This window comes from Gloeocapsa sp. PCC 7428 (assembly GCF_000317555.1).
In the GTDB taxonomy this organism is placed as follows: domain Bacteria; phylum Cyanobacteriota; class Cyanobacteriia; order Cyanobacteriales; family Chroococcidiopsidaceae; genus Chroogloeocystis.
On record NC_019745.1, the window covers coordinates 2,084,014 to 2,105,749 of the forward strand.

A 21,736-nucleotide genomic window follows, 5' to 3' on the forward strand; every position below is an offset into this window, starting at 1 on the left:
ATCCCCACAGGAGATATCTTTTCATGGACTGTTTTCATTTAGCAGGAATTCGCTGCTACGGTTACACGGGTTATTTGCCCGAAGAACAAGTTTTAGGTCAATGGTTTGAGGTAGACTTGACGCTGTGGTTAGATTTATCCGTAGCAGGTAAGAGCGATGCAATTGCGGATACTCTCGACTACCGTAGCGTGATTAATGACGTACAGCACTTGGTCAAAACCTCTAAGTATGCGTTGATCGAACGCTTGGTAGATGCGATCGCTACATCTATTCTAAAAGCTGATCGCGTGCAGCAAGTCCAAGTCCGCTTAACAAAACTCGCCGCCCCCATTCCTGATTTTGGTGGCAAAATTACTGTTGAAATAACACGCAGCAAGTAACTGAATGCGAACTGGCAAAATGGTAATGGGGAACGCGAAAAGCATTTAGCACTTAGAAGGTACGAATAACCATTACCCTAACTGATTTTCACCCCTGACCTCTGCTGTAGTGGTTGATAGGCAAAATTCAAGGAAATATAGAGATTAAAAACTACTTAGTTTCTAAAAAATTTAGTAATTCTAAGAATACTCCGTTTGTCCAACCAAAACCAATTTCGTTAGAACTATAGCCAAATAGAATTTCATCAGAAACGTTGGCCGAACGTTTGACAACATCGTATTTTTCGACGATTGCACCGTATTTTTCAAATTCTTGCACAACCAACGTGATAAATCTTTTGGCAATGTCTTCCGCTTGCGCGACATAATGATAACGGCTTAAACCTTGTACAGCAATGAGATGTAAAGGTGCCCAACCAAACGGCGCATCCCATTGATTTCCTGTTACGAGAGTGCTAGTAAGTAAGCCACCTGGCGCTAAAAATTTTGATAAGTTTTTTACGACTTTTTCAGCTTGTTTTGGTGAAGCTATTCTAGCCCATAAAGGATAGAATGTTGTGACAAATTCGTACTGACTGCGTTGATGCGTGACAAAGTTGTAATCAAAATAAAGTCCTGCTTGTTCGTCCCACATCAGTTGATTGATCGTTTGACTGCGTTTTGTCGCGCGATCGCTCCACAGTCTTGAATCTTTACCCAAAATTTGATAGATTTGTGCGATGTCTTGCTCCATTTGATACAGCAAAACGTTTAAACACACAGGTAAATATTGCGTAATTTCGAGATTAAATAACCCGAAGCGATGCGAACAATCAAAGCCTGATTCGCGCATTGAGCGATCGCCTTGATAAAATAATTCGCTGAAGCCGCTTGTTGAATTGTAATACGCATCTAATCCATCAAGTTCGCGTGTAGTATAATACGCTAAAACTCGGTCATAATGAGTTCTTCCCGCGTCATCTTTTTCATCGCTGATAACTTCGGGTGCAGGTCCTTCGCCAGAGTCAAAAAAGCGTGAAAGTCCTGTTTCTGGATGTAAATGTGGCTCTGTTGCCCAAAAAGTATAATACTTTTCAATGGCTGGAAGTATCGATTGTAACCATTGTTTGTTTTGTGTATGGGCAAACAACGCTAGTACCATTAACGTTAGTACTGGCGGTTGCGATCGCGTTAAAAAATACGTACGATTAGCATTTAAAATTGTACCATAATGCTCAATTTCGTAGACAAATTGATTGACTAAGCTTTGGGCAAGTTCTAATTCTCGGTCTTGCAGTAACCCTAATAAAATAAAATAACTATCCCAACCAAACATTTCATTAAAACGTCCTCCAGGAACAACGTAGGAACCTGGAAGGTAAAGTAATCCGTGTTCTTGAATTGCTGAAATATCTGTGGGTAAAGTTCTAACTTCTAACTTATTAAATTCTGCTTGACTGAGAATTTGTTGTAAGGATTGTTCTACTTTTAGGCGGTCTTCTTTAGCAGAAACGTAAACTAACCAAGGAGAATCTTCACTACGTTCCAGCTTTGGGTCATAAGCTGCTGCTAAAATATCCGCAGGCGATCGCGATAAAGTTTTCCAACTTTGTTTAATATATGTTTTTACGGCTGCAAGTTGTTCAGCCGAGGGAAATTGTGTAGTAGATTGCTGCATCACGATAGAAGTAGCTAGAGGAACAAATTAATGAGATATTATTACTCTAGCTACTAAGTAGGTGGGTATAATTGAATATCGCACGTAACATTTGTTAGGTAACGGGTAACAACAAAGCACTTAGCACTTAGCATTTAGCAATCAAATAAAAGCTAATAGCTAATAGTTACCAGCCCTTAAGTTATGTTTATTTTTACCCACTTACTTAACAACTAACTCATTGTTCCTACCATTTGTCTTCCGACAAGTGCATCCCCTGATTCAACATCAAACCAGTGAATGTTTTGGGGGGGTAGAGCAAGCGTAATTTCTTCGTTACTCCAAACTTGGTCTGTAGGTAGCAATGCGCGTACTGTCACTGGTTCTGAGTGCGAACTATTAACACGAACACTGATTAAGTTGTGCATCCCCAAGTTTTCTACTAAAAATATTCTACCTTGGATGATATATTCATCTTCTGGACGAGCAACGCGGACATTTTCAGGGCGAATTCCTAAAACAATTTGTGGTGGAACTGTCGGAATATTAATCAGTGGAATTTGATAATCGCCGAGGAGGGCGTAACGTCCGCGACATGGTAAAGTCAAAAGATTCATTTGGGGACTACCGACAAACCCCGCCACAAACAAGTTAGCAGGGTGCGTGTAAATGCGCTCCGGTGGTGCTAACTGTTGTACATAGCCATTATTAAGTACCGCAACTTTCGTCGAAAGCGTCATCGCCTCGGTTTGGTCGTGCGTTACGTAAACGACTGGGGCTTTTTGGTTAGCAAAGATTTGTTTGAGATCTGCGCGGACACGTTCGCGCAGTAACGCATCGAGGTTACTCAAAGGTTCGTCGAGTAAAAATACTTGGGCTTGACGCACCAAAGCCCGACCAACCGCAACCCGCTGGCGTTGTCCTCCAGACATTTGACCAGGTTTGCGGCTGAGTAACTCTTCTAAACCAAGTAGTTGCGCAACTTCAGCAACACGTTGTTTGATTTCTGCGCGCGGTACATTTTTAAGTTTGAGTCCCGAAGCCAGGTTTTCGGCGACAGTCATGTGAGGATACAGTGCATAGCTTTGGAATACCATTGCCATATTGCGATCGCCTGGTCGTCTAAATGTGATATCTTCACCACCCAGCCGAACTTGACCGCGTGTTGGTTCTTCTAACCCTGCAATCATCCGTAGCACTGTAGATTTACCACAACCGGAAGGACCAAGCAGAGTTAAAAATTCTCCATCTTCAACAGTAAGACTAACGTCTTTAACGGGAACGACTTTAGGAGAAAAGGTTTTATTTAAGTTTTTGAGTTCGAGTCTAGCCATTTTATTAGTGGTTAGTGATGAGTGATGAGTGATGAGTGATTAGCAACTAGTAACTAGCCACTAGCCACCAATTACTAGCCTTTAACAGCCCCAGCGGTAAGACCTTGAACGATCTTGCGTTGGAAGAAAAGCACAAGTAAAACAAGCGGTAACGTACCGAGAACCGTCGCAGCGGCGATCGGTCCATAGGGAATTTCAAACACTGATGCACCCCCTAACTGCGCTGCTGCAACTGGAATTGTTTTGAGTTCTTCGCGCGTCATGAAGGTCAATGCGAAGATGAATTCGTTCCAAGCAAAAATAAAGGTGAGAATTCCAGTTGTCACCAAAGCTGGAAGCGTCATCGGAAGTAAGATTTGCCACAACATTTGAAACGTGTTGTAGCCGTCTACTCTAGCGGAATCTTCCAAGTCTTTTGGTAATTGCTCAAAGAAGCTGCGCAGCACCAAAATCGTTAATGGCAAATTGATGGCAGTGTAGGGAACAATCAGTGCTAGGTAGTTGTTACCCCATCCTAATTGTTGAATAATTTCTAAAAGTCCGATAAATAGCAAAATTCCTGGGAATAAGGTAACGATGAGAATTCCTGCCAAAATCACCTTACCACCCCAAGGACGCAATCGCGCCAGCGCGTAAGAAGCTGGTGCGCCCAGTGCTAAAGCTAGTGCGGTAGACACAATCGACACAAACGCACTATTAAGGATATAGCGCCAAAATGGGCGGCGGACAAATAACTCGATATAGTGGTCTAACGTATAGCGCGTTGGGAAATACACTGTGGGAACAGCCGCAATATCTTCATTCACTTTAAATGAAGTTAAAACTTGCCACATTACTGGCGCTAAACAAAAAATGACAACGAGTGTGACGGCGATGGTTGTTAAAATCTTCCGCCAGGGAATCTTTTTTGCGCCGCCGGTTCGTCTCGGAGTAATGGGAACGACTTCAGGAGTTGCAGTCATGATTTTGGATTATGAATTAAGTTGTACCAGTTCGGGCGCGAGTTTTGTTGAGAAGGAAACTGGCGATCGCCACAGCCAACACCAGCAATAAAAATGTCACGACGACGAGGGCTGAACCATAACCAAAGTCGAGGTAACGCATTACCGTTGAATAGATGTATAATGATACCACTTCGGTTGCACCGCCAGGACCACCGCCCGTCATGACCTGAATCAAGTCGAAAACTCCAAACGCCTGCGCAAAGCGAAACAGCATCGCAATTAAAATTTGCGGTAGCAGTAAGGGTAAGGTAATCTTGCGGAAATTTTGCCAGGGTGTTGCACCATCAATCGAGTGCGCTTCGTATAAATCCGGTGAAATCGATTGCAAGCCTGCGAGTAGCAAAATACTGATGAATGGCGTCGTTTTCCAAACGTCAGCAAAAATGACCGCAAACATTGCTAGCGTCGGATCTCCTAACCAGTTAATTCCGGTATTGATAATTCCTAGCCGCAGTAAAATATCGTTGACTATCCCGAATTGGTCGTTAAAAATCCACGCCCAAGCTAAACCAATTAAAGCGGTTGGCAAAGCCCACGGAATAATCGCCGATGTTCGTACTAAACCGCGTCCAAAAAACTTTTGGTTGAGAATCAGCGCGATCGCTAATCCTAAAAGTAACTCCAAGATAACCGAAGAAACTGTAAAGATAATCGTTACCCAGAAGCTTTGCCAAAAACGACCATCCCCCGCCATCCGCGCATAGTTGTCAAACCCAGAAAAAACGGGTTGCAGTCGCGTTCCCAAGTTTTGCGTAAACAAACTCAGCCAAAAAGCACGGATAATAGGATAACCAAACACAAACAACAGCATCAGCAAGGCTGGTATTATCAAAATCCATGCTGTCCGTTGTTCGCGTCCCCGAATTGTCTTTGTATTAAACATCGAAGTTTGCAAAAAAGATTCTAAATTTCCAAAAGTTTTGATTTATAGAGGGAAGTAATTAGTGGCTAATCACTAGTCACTAACCACTCATAACTCAACCCTCTAACCTCTACTGAGTAAGCGGCGAGTTTCATTAGCAGCAGACTGCATTGCTTGTTCGGGTGTCATCCGATTTGTCAATGCGCCACTAAGGTAGCGTTGTAGAATATCAGACGCTTGCGCATACTGCGCGATCGGTGGACGTAACACAGCTTGCTGTACAACTTCGAGTAACTGCGGATAGTGGGGATACTTCGCAACAATCTCTGGATCGGTAAACAGCGGTCGCCGACTTGGAACAAAGCCTGCATTCAAAACGAAGTTCTTTTGTGCTTCTTCAGAAGTAAAGTACTGAATCGCCCTCCATGCTTCTTCAGGATGTCTTGTCGATGCCGAAATTCCTAAGCCCCAACCACCAAGACACGCACCACCGTTTCTTCCAGGAGTTGCAACCATCGGTTTAATCGCAATTCTACCTTCAATAGGCGAACCTTCTTCTTGGGCTAAAGGCCAAACATAAGGCCAATTTCGTAAAAACGCGGCTTGACCACTTTGGAAAAAGCGCCGTGTTTCTTCTTCTTGGTATGTTGTCACCCCAGGCGGTGAAATTCCTTGCGCCACAGTATCTTTCAAGAAGTTGATTGCTTGCACTGTTTCCGGTCGGTCTAATCCGACTTCGAGAGTTTCGGGATTTACCCAAAATCCGCCAAAGCCTTCTAACACCTCGATAAACATCGCGACAAGTCCTTCGTATTGCCGCCCTTGCCAAACGTATCCCCAGTTGATCAAGTCTTTTTGTTGCAATGTTTGCGAAGCTTGAATCAATTCTGCAAAGGTTTCTGGTGGTTGCAATCCGGCTTGTTCGAGTAAATCGGTGCGGTAATACAGCATCCCTACGTCTGATCGCATCGGAATGCGATATAACCTACCTTCGTAGCGACTACCTTCAACGTCTGCATCTGAAAATGCTTCTAATTCCTCAGGAGACATCCGATCAGTCAGATCCATTAACCATCCCGCCGCCGCGAATTTAGGTGTCCAAATCACGTCCATGTTTACTAGGTCGTAGGGAGAATCACCTAAAATGAACGCAGAAGTATACAAATCTTCTAGTAAGTTTGTCGCATTCGGACCTTCAATAATATTGATCCGAATATCAGGGTTTTTTGCCTCAAAGTCTTTAACGATTCCCTGTTGCCAAGGTTGGGCATCAGGGGCAGTCATTAACAAATTGAGCGTCACTGGTTGCTGCGATAATGCAATCCAGCTATAAAGTACGATACCTAAGAAAAAAGCAGCAAAAACCCCTAAACGTAAAAAGCCTTGTTTGCGTAAAAATCTTTGCAGTTTGTTTAACGGTTTGCGGTACAACATTTTTCAATCAAAATTCACGAGCTACTCATGAGCAGAGGTATAAACTTAACTATCTGAGGCAACAAATTTCAGTACTTGTTAGCAAATCTGCTGAATTTTAAAAAACAGCAAAAAAAGTTCAGCTAACTTAACAAAAATTGTTTCAGATTGTAAATATCAACAACTTTGCTGTTTAATTGGCAAGCATTACAGTAGCGCTTGATAGCCTGAAGGCACGTTTTTCCGTGTCCAACAACAGGCACCTATCGAATAGAATATACCAAATTACTGTAATACGTGTAACTTAATATTTATTTGATTTATGCCACATCTTTCTAAAGATATAGCAAGCATAGAGAATATAAATTTGTATAAAAATTAAACTAAAATAACTATATAAATGGTAGAATAGTCACTAACAAAATAATCTTTATTAGCTAAACACCTTTTTATTAAAGACATTGCTTATTTGTCGTAGTCTCAAAGTAAAACGGTACTGCATGGAGTGCTACAACGTTGCAAGGAAAGTGGCACTTTTATTTTTTATCAATAAGTAAAATCTCACAAATTAGGTAAGCTTACTTAGTAAAACCATCCGAGCATTCAACCATTCATCAGTAAACTCACCATAAGGTAAAACCTCTTCTACGACAGCACAAGCAATTCCCATCACCCAAATGTGTGCTGCTTTCGTAAAAAGGGGAATCGCGTTAACCTCTGCTTGGGTTAACTGCCGGATTTTTTGATAACCTTGCACGAATGATTCGCGAATGTTGGCATCTAATTGCCACCGATAGGTTGTATGAATAAATTTAGCAATATCAAAAGCCCGCCAGCCGTAGCCGCATTGGTCAAAATCAAATAATGTTGGTTGATTTTCACTAAAGTGCGCATTTTCTGAATGGACATCACCAATGCAAACTCCATAAGTTGATGGTGTTTGGGGTAGCGCTAATTCCATTAACTCCGTTTTGATTTGAGTACTTAAATTGAAGAGATAATCAATATCACTTCTACGGTGCTGAAATAGCAAGGCGATCGCATCGAGTGCCCAATCTAAAAGATACTCGCAATTAAGTTCAGCGCGGCTAAAATGACTCGTAAAATTATCGGTTTTTTGATGAATTCTCGCAACAACTTCTCCTAAAACTTGACTTTGTCCGCTATTGATATTTTTACCAATAGCCCGACCTGGTGCATAAGCAAAGACAGCCGCATATCGCTGACCTTCAGGAGAGGCGATCGCTTCGATAAAACCACCTGTTGTTTTAGCAATTGGGTAAGCAACTGGCAGATCGCAATTGTGTAGATAATTTAATAATTCGAGTTCAAAATTAATTGCTGCTAGTGTTCGCCACCCATAACGGTAAACGCGCAAAATGTATTGCTGACCTTGTTCTGCTTCGACTAAATAAGTATCATTAAGACCGCGTTTGTACAACTTACACTTTTGTGGTTTCGCCAAAGGATAATGGCATAATATCTGCTCAATTAAAGCTTCGCCTGCAAGAAGCGAATGAATGACCGCGATCGGATAACTCATGCTCAACTACTAGCATAATCGACAGTGTACTATTTAGTTAATAAAAATCACAAACTGTATCAGTAGCTGCATTTACCGTGTATATCAAATTATAAGATTAAACCGCAGTTAAGGTTGTCAATTCAGCAAGATTAACTTTATATAAAAGATTTCGGTTTAGCTTGATTTAAAAAGTATAGATAACGACGAAAGGAAATACGGGAAGAAAAATATGCTTAAGTGGAGTTCCCTGCTGTTGAGTGCAGCGTTGCTGGCGGCTCCGTTATCGGGTTGTAGCCTGTTTTTATATCCCAGACTATCCGCCCAAGAAGGCGGCGCAGCATCAGGGGCGGTATTGAATCGAGTCAAAACCCGTGGCAGGTTATCGTGTGGTGTCAGTGGGAATTTACCAGGGTTTAGCTACGTCACGCAACAAGGCGAATACAACGGACTAGATGTCGATATTTGTCGCGCGATCGCCGCAGCGATGTTTGACGATCCGCAAGCGGTAGATTTTCGCAACCTCAACGCCAAAGAGCGATTTACAGCGTTACAAGCAGGGGAAATCGATGTTCTCAGCCGCAACACCACCTGGACAATCAGCCGCGATACATCTATAGGTCTAGAGTTTGCACCAACGGTGTTTTATGACGGTCAAGGCATGATGGTCAAACAAAATAGCGGCATTACAGATTTAAAAGGCTTGCAAGGCAGATCCGTTTGCGTCCAAACAGGAACCAGTACCGAACAGAATCTTGCTGACCAAATGCGCAAGTTAGGAGTTAAGTATACACCTATTGTCTTTGAAGACGATAAAGCCACCTTTGCCGCGTATCAACAAGGACGCTGTGAAGGCGTTACGAGCGATCGCTCGCAGTTGGTTGCGCAACGCAGTGCTTTACCAAATCCTGACGAACACGTTCTTTTGGATGTCGTCATGTCCAAAGAACCACTCGCCCCCGCAGTGAGAAACAACGATCCGCAGTGGTACGACACCGTGAAGTGGGTCATCTTTGGGTTAATCGAAGCGGAAGAACTCGGAATTACCTCACAAAACATCAATTCTTTTGCGAATAGCGAAGATCCAGTCGTGCGACGCTTACTCGGAACCGAAGGCGATTTAGGGCAAGGATTAGGACTAACAAACGACTTTATAGCGCGGGCAATTCGCGAAGTTGGTAACTACGGCGAAATCTATAACCGCAATCTTGGCCCTGAAACACGCCTCAATCTCCCACGCGGTCAAAACGAATTGTGGACGAATGGTGGGCTACATTACGCGCCTCCTTTCCGGTAAAAGAGGCAGGGGAGCAGAGGTGCAGAGGAGAATAAATAATGACAAATGAGGGTTAACTCAAAACTCATCACTCACCACTTACAACTAACCACTAGCCACTAACGACTAACCACTCTTCAAACCAAACTAATGACTACACAGCGTCCACGGGTTACGCGCAATGCACCCAAATTTAAGGATTTACTCAGAGATACCCGATTTTGGCGAGTCGCTGGACAAGTTATTGCTGTATTGCTGTTTTTGTTGTTGGTGATTCTGGTCATCGATAACGTCATCTACAACTTGCGAGCATTAGGCATTCAACTAGGATTTGGGTTTCTCGGTTCGCAAGCTTCCTTCGACATTGGCGAAACACTCATTTCCTATAATCCAGCAGATAGCTACGGTCGAGCCATTTTAGTTGGACTTGTTAACTCGCTGCGCGTCATTGCGGTTGGACTTGTTTTAGCAACAATTTTAGGTTTAGTTGCAGGAATTGCCCGATTATCAAACAACTGGTTAGTACGGCAATTAGCATTAGTGTACGTTGAAACGATTCGCAATATACCGCTACTTTTACAACTCTTCTTTTGGTACTTTGCGTTCTTCTTGCAATTACCTAATGTCGCTAACCGCATTACGCTTCCAGGTCCTACTTACCTATCAAGTCGCGGATTATATTTACCGTGGATACAAGGAAGTGCGGGGGCAGGAATATGGTTATTGTTACTCACGTTAGGCATTGCAGGTGCGATCGCGCTTTGGCGGTGGCGGACACGAGTTATGCAAGAACGTGGCGTTCCTGGTAATCAATTGTTGTGGGCTTTAGGACCCATCGTTGCGGCGATCGCACTTGCCTACATTATTAATGGCGCAATTCCCTTCAGTATCACATTGCCGCAACTGGTAGGTACTGAACAAATCGAAGGCGGACTGCGTTTATCGCCCGAATTTGGAACTTTGCTACTAGGGCTTGTGGTTTATACAGGAAGCTTCATCGCCGAAATTGTCCGCGCCGGAATTCAGGCGGTTCCGCAAGGACAATGGGAAGCTGCACGAGCATTAGGACTCAAACCAGGAAGAGTCATGCAAAGTGTTGTTTTACCCCAAGCTTTGCGCGTGATTATACCGCCGCTGACAAGTCAGTATCTCAACCTTGCGAAAAACTCTAGTTTAGCGATCGCGATCGGTTTTCCTGATGTTTATTTTGTTGCGTCAACAACGTTTAACCAAACAGGGCGGGCAGTAGAAGTCATGTTTCTGATCATGATTACCTACCTCACAATTAGTTTAATCATCTCGCTGGTGATGAACTTGTTCAACCGTACTGTGCAATTCAAAGAACGATAACGCGCTAAAAGTTTTGAATGAGAAGCGATCAGTGGTTAGTGACGAGTGTTGTTCGCGAACAAAGGTGCCAGAGGCAATTATCGTGAATGAACAGAATTCGCATACCTCAACATTTATAACTCTCTTAAGCTCCCTCACCCCTCACCTATGCAGACTGAATTACCTCCTCCTATTGCCCCTCCAATTAGCCGCGCTTCCTCGCCTTGGGAATGGATGCGGGTCAATTTATTTAGTACCTGGTACAACGTCATTTTGACGATTGTGTGTACCGTCGTCATCGTTGTCGGAGTCAGTAACTTATTGCGCTGGGTATTTGATGTCGCCCAGTGGAATGTCGTTGCAACTAACTTACAGTTATTCTTTGTCGGTAGATTTCCTCCCGAACTTTATTGGCGTGTTTGGCTATCACTCGGAGTTCTTGCAGGTTTAGCTGGAATTGCTTGGGGTTTTAGTCGCAAGGATGCACGATGGTTCAGTCGTTCTACGTTAATTGCTTTGGGTATTATTGTTGCTGCTGTCATCTTGCTACCACTGCCTTTATCATCACGGTTGTGGTTACTGGCGATCGCACTTTTAGCAACCGTTGGCTATACAGTCGGGCAGCAATTACCAGCTAATTCGAGCGGTTGGTTTCCCGTCGCGTGGGGCGTTGCATTTCTCGTTGTCTGGTGGTTGATCAAAGGTGGTTTGGGGCTAACACCTACCCCGACAACGGTCTGGTCAGGACTACTATTAACATTACTCACCGCCGTCACGAGTATCATTCTTTCGTTTCCTTTAGGAGTGTTACTCGCCCTCGGAAGGCAAAGTCCGCTTCCGGTTGTGCGTGGCTTATCGACGCTCTACATTGAAGTTATCCGAGGTTTACCATTAATCGGCATTTTGTTTCTAGCGCAAGTGATGTTACCCTTGTTTCTCCCGCCCTGGTTCCGCGATTTAGATCGAGTACTACGCGCGATCGCCGGACTTGTCTTATTCAGTGCGGCGTATCTCGCCGAAAACGTACGCGGTGGTTTGCAAGCCGTTCCACGCGGACAAGCTGAAGCCGCTAAAGCTTTAGGGCTGAGTTCACCTTTGACAGTTTCTTTGATTGTGTTACCCCAAGCCTTAAAAGCCGTCATTCCAGCAATTGTTGGTCAGTTCATCAGCTTATTTAAAGATACTTCGCTCCTCGCGCTATTTGGCTTACTCGAACTTACTGGAATCGCTCGTTCAATTTTGGCACAACCAGAATTTATCGGACGCTACGCCGAAGTGTACTTGTTCATCGGTTTAATCTATTGGATCTTCTGCTACGGAATGTCGCAAGCCAGCCGCAATCTCGAACGCAAGTTGAATGTTGGTCAGCGATAGCAAAAAGCCATTCCCAATTACCTATTACCTAATACCATTCAACCAAGGAAAAATACGAAATGACACAGCAAACCATAACAACTGAAACAGATTCTTCTTCTCCACAAAAACCTGCGATAATCGCTCAGAATGTCCATAAGTGGTACGCCAGCAATAAATTTCACGTTCTACGCGGTGTCAGTCTTAATGTCCACCGTGGTGAAGTTGTTGTGATTATGGGTCCTTCGGGTTCAGGAAAATCAACGTTTATTCGGACGTTTAATGCTTTAGAAGAGTATCAGCAGGGCAAAATTGAAATTGATGGCATCGAATTATCCCACGACTTACGCAACATCGATGCAATTCGTAAAGAAGTCGGGATGGTGTTTCAACAGTTCAATTTGTTTCCCCATCTGACGGTACTCAATAATGTGACTCTAGCGCCAATTTGGGTACGCCGCTGGCCAAAAAAAAGAGCCGAAGAAGTCGCGATGCAGCTACTTGAGCGAGTGGGAATCCTTGGACAAGCGCATAAATATCCTGGTCAGCTTTCTGGCGGTCAACAACAACGAGTCGCGATCGCCCGCGCTTTGGCAATGCAACCAAAAATTATGCTCTTTGACGAACCCACATCCGCCCTCGATCCAGAAATGGTGAGGGAAGTCTTAGATGTGATGCGATCGCTTGCCCGTTCGGGAATGACAATGGTCGTTGTTACTCATGAAGTTGGTTTTGCGCGCGAAGTCGCCGATCGCATCGTCCTGATGGATGGCGGGGTTATTGTCGAAGAAGCGACACCCCAAGAATTCTTCCAGAACCCGAAAGAAGAACGCACGCGCAAGTTTTTATCTCAAATTTTGTAATTCAGCATTGATGCGACTATCTGGCTAAGCTATGCGGCTGAACTCAAGCGATTAGCTAACTAACTTAAATAAATATAGGGCGTTTCTTCATAACCGAAGAATGCCCAAATGTAAGAATGATTTGCAATTTTGCCTTACAAGAATGAAGATAGCTTTTTGCAAGGCAGATTGTGGTTAATATACTAGGTTTGTTTTCCTTGGCTCATCGCCTCAGCGGTAAAATTGTAGAGCAATTAAATTACTTAGTTGCGTTGGATACTTCAGACTGCCACAAAGATCCATGTTTACACTTAGCTCATCGTGGCTGAACTGCGGTCATATGTGCTGCGGAAGCTTGGATTTACTTTACCTTGGATGTCTTGAATATAGTCAAGATATTCGGTGCCATCTAGACCCATCTCGGATGCTGCGCGATTCAGCATTGATTGCTGACGATTTCTGATCAGGTGATGATGACGCATCATTAAGGCACGGGCTTGATCTTGAGCAGACATATCAGCTTCCTCTTTAAATAATTTGTTTACGTTTTTGCTTTACACATTCACTATATCAGACAATTCTGTAGCTAAAAATACAAAATGACTTACTTTAACAAAACTTTATATTTTTCCTCATAATTTGAAGATGCGATCGCAATCGCTCTGCTTTGCATGATTGCCCTCGCTCAAGGTTAGGCTATGGTTGATACACAAGTCCTCAGGCTCAAATTTAAGGGGCACAGAAACTCCCTAAATCCTCCGCGAACTTTTATCTACAAGCCCTTAGAAGCGCCCCAGAATCAGGGAGCCGCAGATATGTAATATGGCTTGAGAGAAGAAGTTGAGAGATCAAGGCTGAATCCAGGTTGTAAAAAAGTGTGCCTTAATTTCTTCAACTGACAATCAGCGTTTTTCGGTTAATAGCTTTAGTGATAGCTAAGCATTTAACGTAGTAAGTAGACAAACAAATTGGCTGACACAATACTTATAGACGAACGGATTTTGACGAATTATGTTTGATGCACTTGCTGACCGTTTAGAGTCTGCCTGGAAAAAGCTACGGGGTCAAGACAAGATTACCCAGTCCAACATTCAAGAAGCACTCCGAGAAGTGCGTCGCGCGCTGTTGGAAGCAGACGTTAATTTACAGGTAGTCAAAGACTTTATTGCTGAAGTCGAATCTCATGCGCAAGGCGCTGAGGTCATTGCTGGAGTACGACCCGATCAGCAGTTCATCAAAATTGTTTACGAAGAACTTGTGCAAGTCATGGGGGAAACAAACGTTCCTCTAGCACAAGCTGAACAACCGCCGACAATTGTCCTGATGGCTGGTTTACAGGGAACCGGAAAAACGACAGCAACAGCCAAACTAGCATTACACCTACGCAAATTAGAGCGCAGTTGCATGATGGTAGCCACCGACGTTTATCGCCCCGCAGCGATCGATCAGTTGGTGACACTGGGTAAGCAAATCGAAGTACCCGTGTTTGAAATGGGAAGTGATGCTAACCCTGTAGAAATTGCGCGTCAGGGAGTCGAACGCGCGAAAGCCGAAGGAGTAGACACCGTCATTATTGACACGGCTGGTCGCTTACAAATTGACCAAGACATGATGGCAGAGTTAGCCCAAATCAAAGAAACGGTGCAACCCCATGAAGTTCTACTTGTTGTAGACGCGATGACAGGTCAAGAAGCGGCAAATTTAACGCGAACGTTTCACGATGAAATTGGGATTACAGGGGCAATTCTGACGAAACTTGATGGCGATAGCCGAGGTGGTGCAGCGTTATCAGTACGCCAAATTTCTGGTCAACCGATTAAGTTTGTCGGTGTTGGGGAAAAAGTCGAAGCACTTCAACCGTTTTACCCCGATCGCATGGCATCGCGAATTCTCGGAATGGGTGATGTCTTAACGCTAGTCGAAAAAGCACAGGAGGAAATTGACCTTGCGGATGCTGCCAAGATGCAAGAAAAAATTATGGCAGCAAAATTTGACTTTACCGACTTCCTCAAGCAGATGCGGCTGCTAAAGAATATGGGTTCGCTTGGCGGCATCATGAAGCTGATTCCAGGCATGAATAAGTTATCGGAAGATCAACTCAAGCAAGGCGAAACGCAGCTCAAGCGTGCCGAGGCAATGATTAATTCGATGACCGCGCAAGAACGCCGCGATCCTGATTTACTCGCCAGTTCTCCAAGTCGCAGAAAACGGATTGCGAATGGTTCGGGTTACAAAGAAGCCGATGTGAATAAGTTAGTGGGTGATTTTCAGAAAATGCGATCGCTCATGCAACAAATGACGCAAGGCGGCTTCCCTGGAATGCCTGGAATGTTTGGTGGTATGGGCGATCCTCTTGCCGCTGCTGGTAATCGTCCTTCCGCACCAGGTTGGCGCGGCTACAGCGGCGGTGGTACAGCCAAGAAGAAGAAAAAGGAAAAGAAGAAAAAAGGGTTTGGAACGCTTTAGAGGTCAGCGATCAGGGGTCGGAGGTCAGAGGAAAAATTTGACAACTAAACTCTAGCCCCTCGCTCCTCGCTCCTAATGCCTGTTAATGCGGATGGCGAGACTCGAACTCGCAAGGCGTAAGCCACACGCCCCTCAAACGTGCGTGTCTACCAGTTCCACCACATCCGCTTTCGACTAATTATAGATAGTAGCAGATTACGCGCAATTTCGTTGCAGATTTACTGTATGCTGAAGCTACGCGATCGCACTGCCGCTGTAGAGAAGTTCTAGGAGTTAGCGAGAGCAATTATTCTAGCTGTTGGTATTGCTGACAAATGCACTTTTCTAAAATACTCATTGCCAATCGGGGAGAAATTGCCCTGCGGATTATTCGTGCCTGTGAAGAAATGGGAATTGCTACCGTTGCAGTTCATTCGACCGTTGACCGCGATTCTCTTCACGTCCAGCTTGCAGATGAAGCGGTATGCATCGGCGAAGCTCCAAGTAACAAAAGTTATCTGAATATTCCACGAATTATCGCCGCAGCTTTAACACGCAACGCCACGGCGATTCACCCAGGGTACGGCTTTTTAGCCGAAAATGCCCGATTTGCCGAAATTTGTGGCGATCATCAAATTACATTTATTGGTCCCTCGCCCGAAGCCATTCGCGCGATGGGCGATAAATCAACGGCGAAAGAAACGATGATTCGCGCCGGTGTGCCGATTGTGCCTGGTAGCGATGGCTTACTTAAAGACGAACTTGAAGCACAAGCGATCGCGCGTCAAATCGGCTATCCAGTCATCGTCAAAGCGACAGCAGGCGGCGGCGGACGTGGAATGCGTCTTGTCCGCGACGACGGTGAAATCACCAAACTCTTTTTAGCCGCTCAAGGCGAAGCAGAAGCTGCTTTTGGTAATCCTGGCTTGTATCTCGAAAAATTTATCGAACGTCCCCGTCATATCGAATTTCAAATTCTTGCAGATAGCTACGGTAACGTGATTCACCTCGGCGAACGCGATTGTTCGATTCAACGCCGTCACCAAAAATTATTAGAAGAAGCACCTAGCCCCGCACTAACTCCTGAACTCCGCGAAAAAATGGGAGAAGCTGCGGTAAAGGCGGCTAAGTCGATTGATTATGTTGGTGCAGGTACGGTGGAATTTCTCCTTGCTCCCAACGGCGAATTTTATTTTATGGAAATGAATACGCGGATTCAAGTTGAGCATCCCGTCACCGAAATGATTACTGGACTTGACTTAGTAGCTGAACAAATTCGCGTAGCCCAAGGTGAAAAACTTCAGCTGACTCAAGACCAAGTTATACTGCGCGGTCATGCGATCGAGTGTCGCATTAATGCTGAAGACCCAGATCATGACTTTCGTCCGTCTCCAGGTCGGATTAGCGGCTACTTACCGCCTGGTGGTCCTGGTGTCCGCATGGATTCTCACGTTTACACCGATTATCAAATTCCTCCCTACTACGATTCATTGATTGCCAAATTAATCGTCTGGGGTCCAGATCGTGCCAGCGCCATTAAACGCATGAAACGTGCTTTACGCGAATGTGCCTTGACTGGCTTGCCCACAACAATCAACTTCCATCAAAGAATCCTAGAAACACCAGAATTTTTACAAGGCGACGTCTATACGAATTTTGTCGAACGCGTTATGTTCTCACGGGGAAATTAGAGGTCAGGGTTCAGGGTTCAAAGGTCAGAAGAGCTTCAATCACTATTCACTCACCCCTCTTTTTAGTGCAAGCGCGAAGCCATTGTAAGTAGTCCTTGCTGACCTAACAGTAGCTCGCGCAGTAAGCTGACAATTCCAAGCCAAATTACAGGAGTAATATCGACTCCGCCGATTGGTGGTACTAGCTTGCGCAAAGGCGCTAAAAAGGGTTCCGTGGTTACAGCAATGACGTTAAAAGGAAAGCGTTTGAGATCAACTTGTGGATACCACGTCAGAACGATGCGGAAAAGAAATAACAAGATCATTAGTCCTAAAACAGAACCAAGAATCCAATTTGTCAGAGTAACAGCGCTCATATCGATTTAGCGGCGAAACAACTCAAAAATTGACGAGTAAGCTGCAAAAGTACCTAAATACTGAAGAAGCACTCACATCGAGACCGAGATGTAGCAACTGAAGTCACGACACTACGGCTACAACCTTTATTTTTTAATTTTTGTAAATATTCTAGTATTTTAACTAAAAAAGGGTCGTTAGCAGTCTGTGGAGAAATTGTAGCGCGTAAAACTATTTCCACTGCGGCTCGTTATTGCTTGTAAAGATGGAGTATTAATCTAAAACAGTATACGATGAGCTTCTCAATGGTGTAACAGAAGATTAAAATTAAGATCGAAGTGTGCAAAAAGGTTGCAAATCTATGACACCCTCTTTAATGAATTTCTTTTATAGTTTGCTTGCAGGACTTTTAATTGTTGTTGTTCCAGCAACAGTTGGTTTGATTTTTATTAGTCAAAAGGATAAAATCCAGCGCTCATAATAGATCTAGGGAGTCTCAACGACTCCCCATCAATTTTACTAACGCGTGCTGTAATTGTGTCATAGATGTGTAGCGAGTAAATGAGTTGCATACAAGCGTATATTTAAATAATATCGATTGGCGTACGCAACAAAGACAATGCCCAGATCCCTATGGTGATTTTTGGCTGCACTCGTTAGGATAAGACATACTTGAGAGAACAGAAATGGTTAACTTTGGACTAAATTCAGCGAGTATCCTGGGCATCTTCTTAGCTGTAGCTGGTGCAGGGCTATATTTCCTGCGCTCAGTGCGTCCAGAGCTATCGCGAGATCATGACATCTTTTTTGCGGCTGTCGGGTTACTATGCGGTTTTATTCTTCTATTTCAAGGCTGGCGATTAGACCCGATTTTGCAGTTTGGTCAATTACTCCTCACGGGTTCAGCAATCTTCTTTGCGGTTGAAAGCGTCCGACTGCGTGGTGTTGCTACTGAACAAGCCAAACGCAACACGCGAATTGTAGACGAAGAAAGACCAGTTAGTCCCGTTTATGAGTATCAAGCCGAGTTAGATGAACTTGAGCCACTTTACGAAGAACGCCCGACAATTAACCCTAGAAGAAGAATTCAGGGAACAAAAGAAACGCGCCCAGCACGAACCACCGACTATGAAGACGAAGTCCGTCGTAATGCGACCGATGACTACGATGATGAACCTCGGCGTCGGTACTCGAATCGCGGTAGCAGTTCTGAACGCTTAGCACCAGCAGATAAAGCAACTAAGCGCCGTCGTCCTTCTCGTCCGACAAGCCGTCCAATCACTGAGCGCCCAGAAGTTGATGAATGGGGATATCCTAAATCAGATAGTAGCTGGGATGATGTCGGTAGCAGCAGCGCGAGTAGACCATCGCGTTCTACAAGAAGTAGTGATTCTTCGTGGGAAGACAAAGATAGCTCTAGTACGACATCTCGACCAACGAGAAAGCGGCGTCCTGCACAAGGTACGCCTCGAAGAAGAGAGGATGTTGAAGCAACGCCAACAGATTATGTAGATTACAAGCCGGTTGATTCATCTGATAGTGATTTTGATAATTCAGTCAGGTTTGACGAACCTTAGTTCAATACTTTACTTGTAGGTCAAACTAAAGCCATATATCTATACTTATGCGATTAGCTGTTAGCGATTAGCGCTAATTGTCAGTTGCTAATTAGCTAATACTTTGAGTGAGTGTGGTCAAGTTATGCCCTAAAGATACTAAAATGCTGAATGTCAGCTTGGGCAGGGGCATAAAAATAGATTTGAGGTGAGAAAATTTTTAGCAAAATGGTGGCTTCAGCACTGGATTTATCTTTGTCTAGGTTTGGGGTTATTGATTTTTGCGATCGCGTGTACTCCTATTGATCGCCTCAGCACTCCCGCTAGTCTGAACAGCCGATATACTGATGAACAACCGGCATTGAGTGGCGATGGTCGCTACGTAGCTTTTATCTCTAACCGTGATGGTAGTCGTCATCTTCTCTTGTATGACCTGCAAGCGCAGGTTTTGCTACCTTTACCGCGCTTACAAGACCGCCCTGAAGCCGTTGCAGAAAGCCCTAGCATTAGTTATACAGGACGCTACATTGTCTGTATTATTAACGACCAAGGAAGACCAAGTTTAGTACTCTACGATCGCGTGACGCAACAGCGACAGATTTTAAGCCGATGGTATCAAGGATGGGTTCGCAATCCGAGCATTAGTCCTGATGGTCGCTACATCGTCGTTGAGAGTAGTATTAATGGTCAGTGGGATATCGAAGTCCTCGATCGAGGTTCTCGGATTGAACTAGATATTCCTGACGGTGTTCCTATTGAGGGTCGTAAATCGTAGATGCCTTCCGACTTTAGTCGGGGCTACCCGAACAAACAGTTGACAGTTGACAAAGTCTTCCCACACTCTCTTCACTGTCAACTGCTATAAAGCCTAGTTTTGAGTCTATCAATCGGTTTGTGAAACGCTTAGTTATCTTAATTACAATTATCTTAACGGTATTACTGAGTAGCTGTGGCGGTTCCTCGCGGCTATTAAACTTTCCCTTTGATTCAGGAGGAAGAAGCCTGAATAGCCCTGCGGCTGAACTGACGCCGCGCGTCGCCGGAAGATACATCGTCTTTAGTTCGGATCGCTTCGGGCGTCAAGATATTTATTTGTTTGATATGGCTAGCCGCAGATTAGTTGACTTACCAGGATTAAATTCGTTTGATGCGATCGCCTCAAGTCCTGCTTTATCCGAAAATGGTCGGTACATTGTATTTGCTAGCAATCGTCAAGGAAAGTCTGGCATCTTTTTGTATGACCGCGAAACCCGCCAGTTACGAAACTTGACAACTAACTTACAAGCCGAAGTTCGTAACCCAACAATTAGCGCTGATGGCAATCGAATTGCCTTTGAATCAAGTGCTAACGGACAGTGGGATATTCTCGTCTACGATCGCGCCGGACAACCAATTAATATCCCAACTGAACCTCAATAAAAAGAGATGGGGAACTTCTTGTGCAGAGGTGCTTCTTGTGCAAGGGTGAATTATGAATGAGGTTAACTTAAAACTCAAAACTAGTCCCTCGCTCCTCACTCCTCGCCCCTCTTTTGTTGTACCGATTCAATCAGCGATCGCACTTCTTCTGTACCCGTTGATGGTTCAAAATGAAGTGGAAATTTACCGCGAATGAGCATTTTGAAGCCAAGCGGTGTAATTCGCAATAAACCTTTGAGATCGCGGAAGTAATCGCCGACAACTTGAAGAACAAATTTCGGTTCATTAATCCAGCCGCCTTGCTTTACAAGTTCAATTAATCCTTTGCGGTGTCGAATGGGAATACTGTCTGGTACTTCCTTATTCGCTAAGATTTCTTGTTTGATTTTGCTGATTTGATCCAAAGGTGCAACATCCATCGGACACACACTATTGCAATAAAAACAGCGCGTACAACCCCATACACCTTGAGTGCCAATATTATATTTTTCCAAGCGCGTTTCAGTTTGAGTATCGCGCGAATCTGCGACCATGCGGTAAGCTTTGGCAAGCGCATGAGGACCGACAAAATCGGGATTGATTTCCCGCGCATTGCATTCGGAATAGCACGCACCACACATAATGCAATTGCCCGTTTGATCGAGACGCGATCGCTCTTGTGGAGTTTGTAAAAACTCGCGTTCTGGTATTTTTCTAGCGCTTGAACTGATATAAGGTTCTACCGCCTCTAAATGGTTCCAAAAACTATCCATATCTACCACTAAGTCTTTGATGACGGGCATATTTCCTAATGGTGCCAGCATAATTTCTGGAGTTATCGCGTCACCCTCGATGTTTTGTAATCTTTGAACTTCACTACCGACGTTTTCCTTACACGCTAAAGCCGAACGTCCGTTAATCCGCATTGCACAACTGCCACAAATCGTATTGCGACAATTTTTCCGAAATGCTAAACTTCCGTCTTGCTCCCACTTAATGCGATTTAGGCAATCTAAAATTGTATTACCTGGCTCAACTTCTAACTGGTATGTCTGGGCTTGGGCTGGAGAATTTTCTTTTTGCCGAATAACTTTAAAAATAACTTGCATCTTTACAAAGCCTTACAGTTTTTTATGCGTACCTATAATTTGATCGTCTTGCTAGCATTTACTTGCTAAGATATTTTGCGATCGCTTACTACACTTTGGTACTTAGTAGGTGATTTGGAGGTTACTTCTAGTTTAAAACCGATCGCAGAACTCTGGTTAGCTCAGCCCTTCTACCTACTTAATAATGTTTTGCTTTAAGGTTGATATATGGAGATGAGCCGAAGTCCACAGGAGAGGAGAAGGGAGAATT

General features: G+C 44.2%; 20 protein-coding genes and 1 tRNA gene. 11 read left to right on the forward strand and 10 right to left on the reverse strand.

Translation table 11 applies throughout. The features are described from left to right. Positions 1–23: 23 nt before the first annotated feature. Positions 24–380, forward strand: a complete 357-nt coding sequence (folB, locus tag GLO7428_RS09085) for a dihydroneopterin aldolase (RefSeq protein WP_015188269.1) — start codon at positions 24–26, stop codon at positions 378–380. Positions 381–531: 151 nt separating this feature from the next. Here folB and GLO7428_RS09090 read toward each other — a convergent pair whose 3' ends face one another. The 6 genes from GLO7428_RS09090 to GLO7428_RS09115 form a co-directional block, all read right to left on the reverse strand. After that, positions 532–2,037, reverse strand: a complete 1,506-nt coding sequence (locus tag GLO7428_RS09090) for a trehalase family glycosidase (RefSeq protein WP_015188270.1) — start codon at positions 2,035–2,037, stop codon at positions 532–534. A gap of 212 nt (positions 2,038–2,249) precedes the next feature. After that, positions 2,250–3,350 carry an ABC transporter ATP-binding protein gene (locus GLO7428_RS09095; protein WP_015188271.1) on the reverse strand — a complete coding sequence of 367 codons (1,101 nt, stop codon included), beginning with the start codon at positions 3,348–3,350 and terminating at the stop codon, positions 2,250–2,252. A 74-nt stretch (positions 3,351–3,424) separates the two neighbouring features. Beyond that, on the reverse strand, positions 3,425–4,312 hold the full coding sequence (locus tag GLO7428_RS09100) for a carbohydrate ABC transporter permease (protein ID WP_015188272.1): 888 nt from the start codon (positions 4,310–4,312) through the stop codon (positions 3,425–3,427). A gap of 16 nt (positions 4,313–4,328) precedes the next feature. Further along, entirely contained in the window at positions 4,329–5,237 is a 909-nt protein-coding gene (locus GLO7428_RS09105) for a carbohydrate ABC transporter permease (RefSeq protein WP_015188273.1), read from the reverse strand. Positions 5,238–5,339: 102 nt separating this feature from the next. Then, a complete protein-coding gene (locus GLO7428_RS09110; RefSeq protein ID WP_015188274.1) occupies positions 5,340–6,650 on the reverse strand; it encodes an ABC transporter substrate-binding protein in 1,311 nt (436 codons plus the stop codon). A gap of 547 nt (positions 6,651–7,197) precedes the next feature. Continuing rightward, complete coding sequence (locus GLO7428_RS09115) at positions 7,198–8,172, reverse strand: phosphotransferase enzyme family protein (RefSeq protein WP_015188275.1); 975 nt, start codon at positions 8,170–8,172, stop codon at positions 7,198–7,200. Between the two features lie 211 nt (positions 8,173–8,383). Between GLO7428_RS09115 and GLO7428_RS09120 the strand changes: the two genes are divergently transcribed. From GLO7428_RS09120 to GLO7428_RS09135, 4 genes are all read left to right on the forward strand, one after another. Next, positions 8,384–9,448 carry an amino acid ABC transporter substrate-binding protein gene (locus tag GLO7428_RS09120; protein WP_015188276.1) on the forward strand — a complete coding sequence of 355 codons (1,065 nt, stop codon included), beginning with the start codon at positions 8,384–8,386 and terminating at the stop codon, positions 9,446–9,448. Between the two features lie 129 nt (positions 9,449–9,577). Beyond that, the gene (locus GLO7428_RS09125; protein ID WP_015188277.1) at positions 9,578–10,777 is read left to right on the forward strand and encodes an amino acid ABC transporter permease; all 1,200 of its coding nucleotides are present in this window, start codon (positions 9,578–9,580) and stop codon (positions 10,775–10,777) included. Positions 10,778–10,924: 147 nt separating this feature from the next. Beyond that, positions 10,925–12,130 carry an amino acid ABC transporter permease gene (locus GLO7428_RS09130; RefSeq protein WP_015188278.1) on the forward strand — a complete coding sequence of 402 codons (1,206 nt, stop codon included), beginning with the start codon at positions 10,925–10,927 and terminating at the stop codon, positions 12,128–12,130. A 59-nt stretch (positions 12,131–12,189) separates the two neighbouring features. Next, the gene (locus GLO7428_RS09135) at positions 12,190–12,972 is read left to right on the forward strand and encodes an amino acid ABC transporter ATP-binding protein (RefSeq protein ID WP_015188279.1); all 783 of its coding nucleotides are present in this window, start codon (positions 12,190–12,192) and stop codon (positions 12,970–12,972) included. Positions 12,973–13,262: 290 nt separating this feature from the next. Here the strand turns inward: GLO7428_RS09135 and GLO7428_RS09140 are convergent, their stop codons facing one another. Then, positions 13,263–13,466, reverse strand: a complete 204-nt coding sequence (locus GLO7428_RS09140) for a hypothetical protein (protein ID WP_015188280.1) — start codon at positions 13,464–13,466, stop codon at positions 13,263–13,265. Positions 13,467–13,962: 496 nt separating this feature from the next. Between GLO7428_RS09140 and ffh the strand changes: the two genes are divergently transcribed. Beyond that, positions 13,963–15,417, forward strand: a complete 1,455-nt coding sequence (gene ffh, locus GLO7428_RS09145; RefSeq protein ID WP_015188281.1) for a signal recognition particle protein — start codon at positions 13,963–13,965, stop codon at positions 15,415–15,417. Positions 15,418–15,503: 86 nt separating this feature from the next. On the opposite strand, the gene GLO7428_RS09150 is transcribed toward ffh, so the two are convergent. Next, positions 15,504–15,585: transfer RNA gene (locus tag GLO7428_RS09150), tRNA-Leu, on the reverse strand. A gap of 146 nt (positions 15,586–15,731) precedes the next feature. On the opposite strand from GLO7428_RS09150, the gene accC reads away from it, so the two are divergent. Continuing rightward, on the forward strand, positions 15,732–17,087 hold the full coding sequence (gene accC / locus GLO7428_RS09155) for an acetyl-CoA carboxylase biotin carboxylase subunit (protein ID WP_015188282.1): 1,356 nt from the start codon (positions 15,732–15,734) through the stop codon (positions 17,085–17,087). Between the two features lie 62 nt (positions 17,088–17,149). Here the strand turns inward: accC and GLO7428_RS09160 are convergent, their stop codons facing one another. Continuing rightward, positions 17,150–17,443, reverse strand: a complete 294-nt coding sequence (locus GLO7428_RS09160; protein WP_015188283.1) for a YggT family protein — start codon at positions 17,441–17,443, stop codon at positions 17,150–17,152. A 341-nt stretch (positions 17,444–17,784) separates the two neighbouring features. Between GLO7428_RS09160 and psbX the strand changes: the two genes are divergently transcribed. The 4 genes from psbX to GLO7428_RS09180 all read left to right on the forward strand — a co-directional run bounded on the left by psbX (position 17,785) and on the right by GLO7428_RS09180 (position 20,398). Beyond that, positions 17,785–17,904, forward strand: coding sequence for a photosystem II reaction center protein PsbX (psbX, locus tag GLO7428_RS09165; protein ID WP_015188284.1), 120 nt, complete (start codon positions 17,785–17,787; stop codon positions 17,902–17,904). A 205-nt stretch (positions 17,905–18,109) separates the two neighbouring features. Beyond that, positions 18,110–19,000 (forward strand): Ycf66 family protein, encoded by an 891-nt coding sequence (locus GLO7428_RS09170; protein WP_015188285.1) that lies wholly within the window; start codon positions 18,110–18,112, stop codon positions 18,998–19,000. Positions 19,001–19,187: 187 nt separating this feature from the next. Continuing rightward, positions 19,188–19,754, forward strand: a complete 567-nt coding sequence (locus GLO7428_RS09175) for a TolB family protein (protein ID WP_015188286.1) — start codon at positions 19,188–19,190, stop codon at positions 19,752–19,754. Positions 19,755–19,873: 119 nt separating this feature from the next. Beyond that, positions 19,874–20,398 carry a TolB family protein gene (locus GLO7428_RS09180; RefSeq protein WP_015188287.1) on the forward strand — a complete coding sequence of 175 codons (525 nt, stop codon included), beginning with the start codon at positions 19,874–19,876 and terminating at the stop codon, positions 20,396–20,398. 95 nt (positions 20,399–20,493) lie between these two features. On the opposite strand, the gene GLO7428_RS09185 is transcribed toward GLO7428_RS09180, so the two are convergent. Next, positions 20,494–21,486 (reverse strand): succinate dehydrogenase/fumarate reductase iron-sulfur subunit, encoded by a 993-nt coding sequence (locus tag GLO7428_RS09185; protein ID WP_015188288.1) that lies wholly within the window; start codon positions 21,484–21,486, stop codon positions 20,494–20,496. Positions 21,487–21,736 lie beyond the last annotated feature (250 nt).

What these genes read in the sequence shown, in the direction of transcription:
- folB (WP_015188269.1), top strand. Translation starts at nt 24, where the DNA reads ATGGACTGTTTTCATTTAGCAGGAATTCGCTGCTACGGTTACACGGGT.
- GLO7428_RS09090 (WP_015188270.1), bottom strand. Translation starts at nt 2,037, where the DNA reads ATGCAGCAATCTACTACACAATTTCCCTCGGCTGAACAACTTGCAGCC.
- GLO7428_RS09095 (WP_015188271.1), bottom strand. Translation starts at nt 3,350, where the DNA reads ATGGCTAGACTCGAACTCAAAAACTTAAATAAAACCTTTTCTCCTAAA.
- GLO7428_RS09100 (WP_015188272.1), bottom strand. Translation starts at nt 4,312, where the DNA reads ATGACTGCAACTCCTGAAGTCGTTCCCATTACTCCGAGACGAACCGGC.
- GLO7428_RS09105 (WP_015188273.1), bottom strand. Translation starts at nt 5,237, where the DNA reads ATGTTTAATACAAAGACAATTCGGGGACGCGAACAACGGACAGCATGG.
- GLO7428_RS09110 (WP_015188274.1), bottom strand. Translation starts at nt 6,650, where the DNA reads ATGTTGTACCGCAAACCGTTAAACAAACTGCAAAGATTTTTACGCAAA.
- GLO7428_RS09115 (WP_015188275.1), bottom strand. Translation starts at nt 8,172, where the DNA reads ATGAGTTATCCGATCGCGGTCATTCATTCGCTTCTTGCAGGCGAAGCT.
- GLO7428_RS09120 (WP_015188276.1), top strand. Translation starts at nt 8,384, where the DNA reads ATGCTTAAGTGGAGTTCCCTGCTGTTGAGTGCAGCGTTGCTGGCGGCT.
- GLO7428_RS09125 (WP_015188277.1), top strand. Translation starts at nt 9,578, where the DNA reads ATGACTACACAGCGTCCACGGGTTACGCGCAATGCACCCAAATTTAAG.
- GLO7428_RS09130 (WP_015188278.1), top strand. Translation starts at nt 10,925, where the DNA reads ATGCAGACTGAATTACCTCCTCCTATTGCCCCTCCAATTAGCCGCGCT.
- GLO7428_RS09135 (WP_015188279.1), top strand. Translation starts at nt 12,190, where the DNA reads ATGACACAGCAAACCATAACAACTGAAACAGATTCTTCTTCTCCACAA.
- GLO7428_RS09140 (WP_015188280.1), bottom strand. Translation starts at nt 13,466, where the DNA reads ATGTCTGCTCAAGATCAAGCCCGTGCCTTAATGATGCGTCATCATCAC.
- ffh (WP_015188281.1), top strand. Translation starts at nt 13,963, where the DNA reads ATGTTTGATGCACTTGCTGACCGTTTAGAGTCTGCCTGGAAAAAGCTA.
- accC (WP_015188282.1), top strand. Translation starts at nt 15,732, where the DNA reads ATGCACTTTTCTAAAATACTCATTGCCAATCGGGGAGAAATTGCCCTG.
- GLO7428_RS09160 (WP_015188283.1), bottom strand. Translation starts at nt 17,443, where the DNA reads ATGAGCGCTGTTACTCTGACAAATTGGATTCTTGGTTCTGTTTTAGGA.
- psbX (WP_015188284.1), top strand. Translation starts at nt 17,785, where the DNA reads ATGACACCCTCTTTAATGAATTTCTTTTATAGTTTGCTTGCAGGACTT.
- GLO7428_RS09170 (WP_015188285.1), top strand. Translation starts at nt 18,110, where the DNA reads ATGGTTAACTTTGGACTAAATTCAGCGAGTATCCTGGGCATCTTCTTA.
- GLO7428_RS09185 (WP_015188288.1), bottom strand. Translation starts at nt 21,486, where the DNA reads ATGCAAGTTATTTTTAAAGTTATTCGGCAAAAAGAAAATTCTCCAGCC.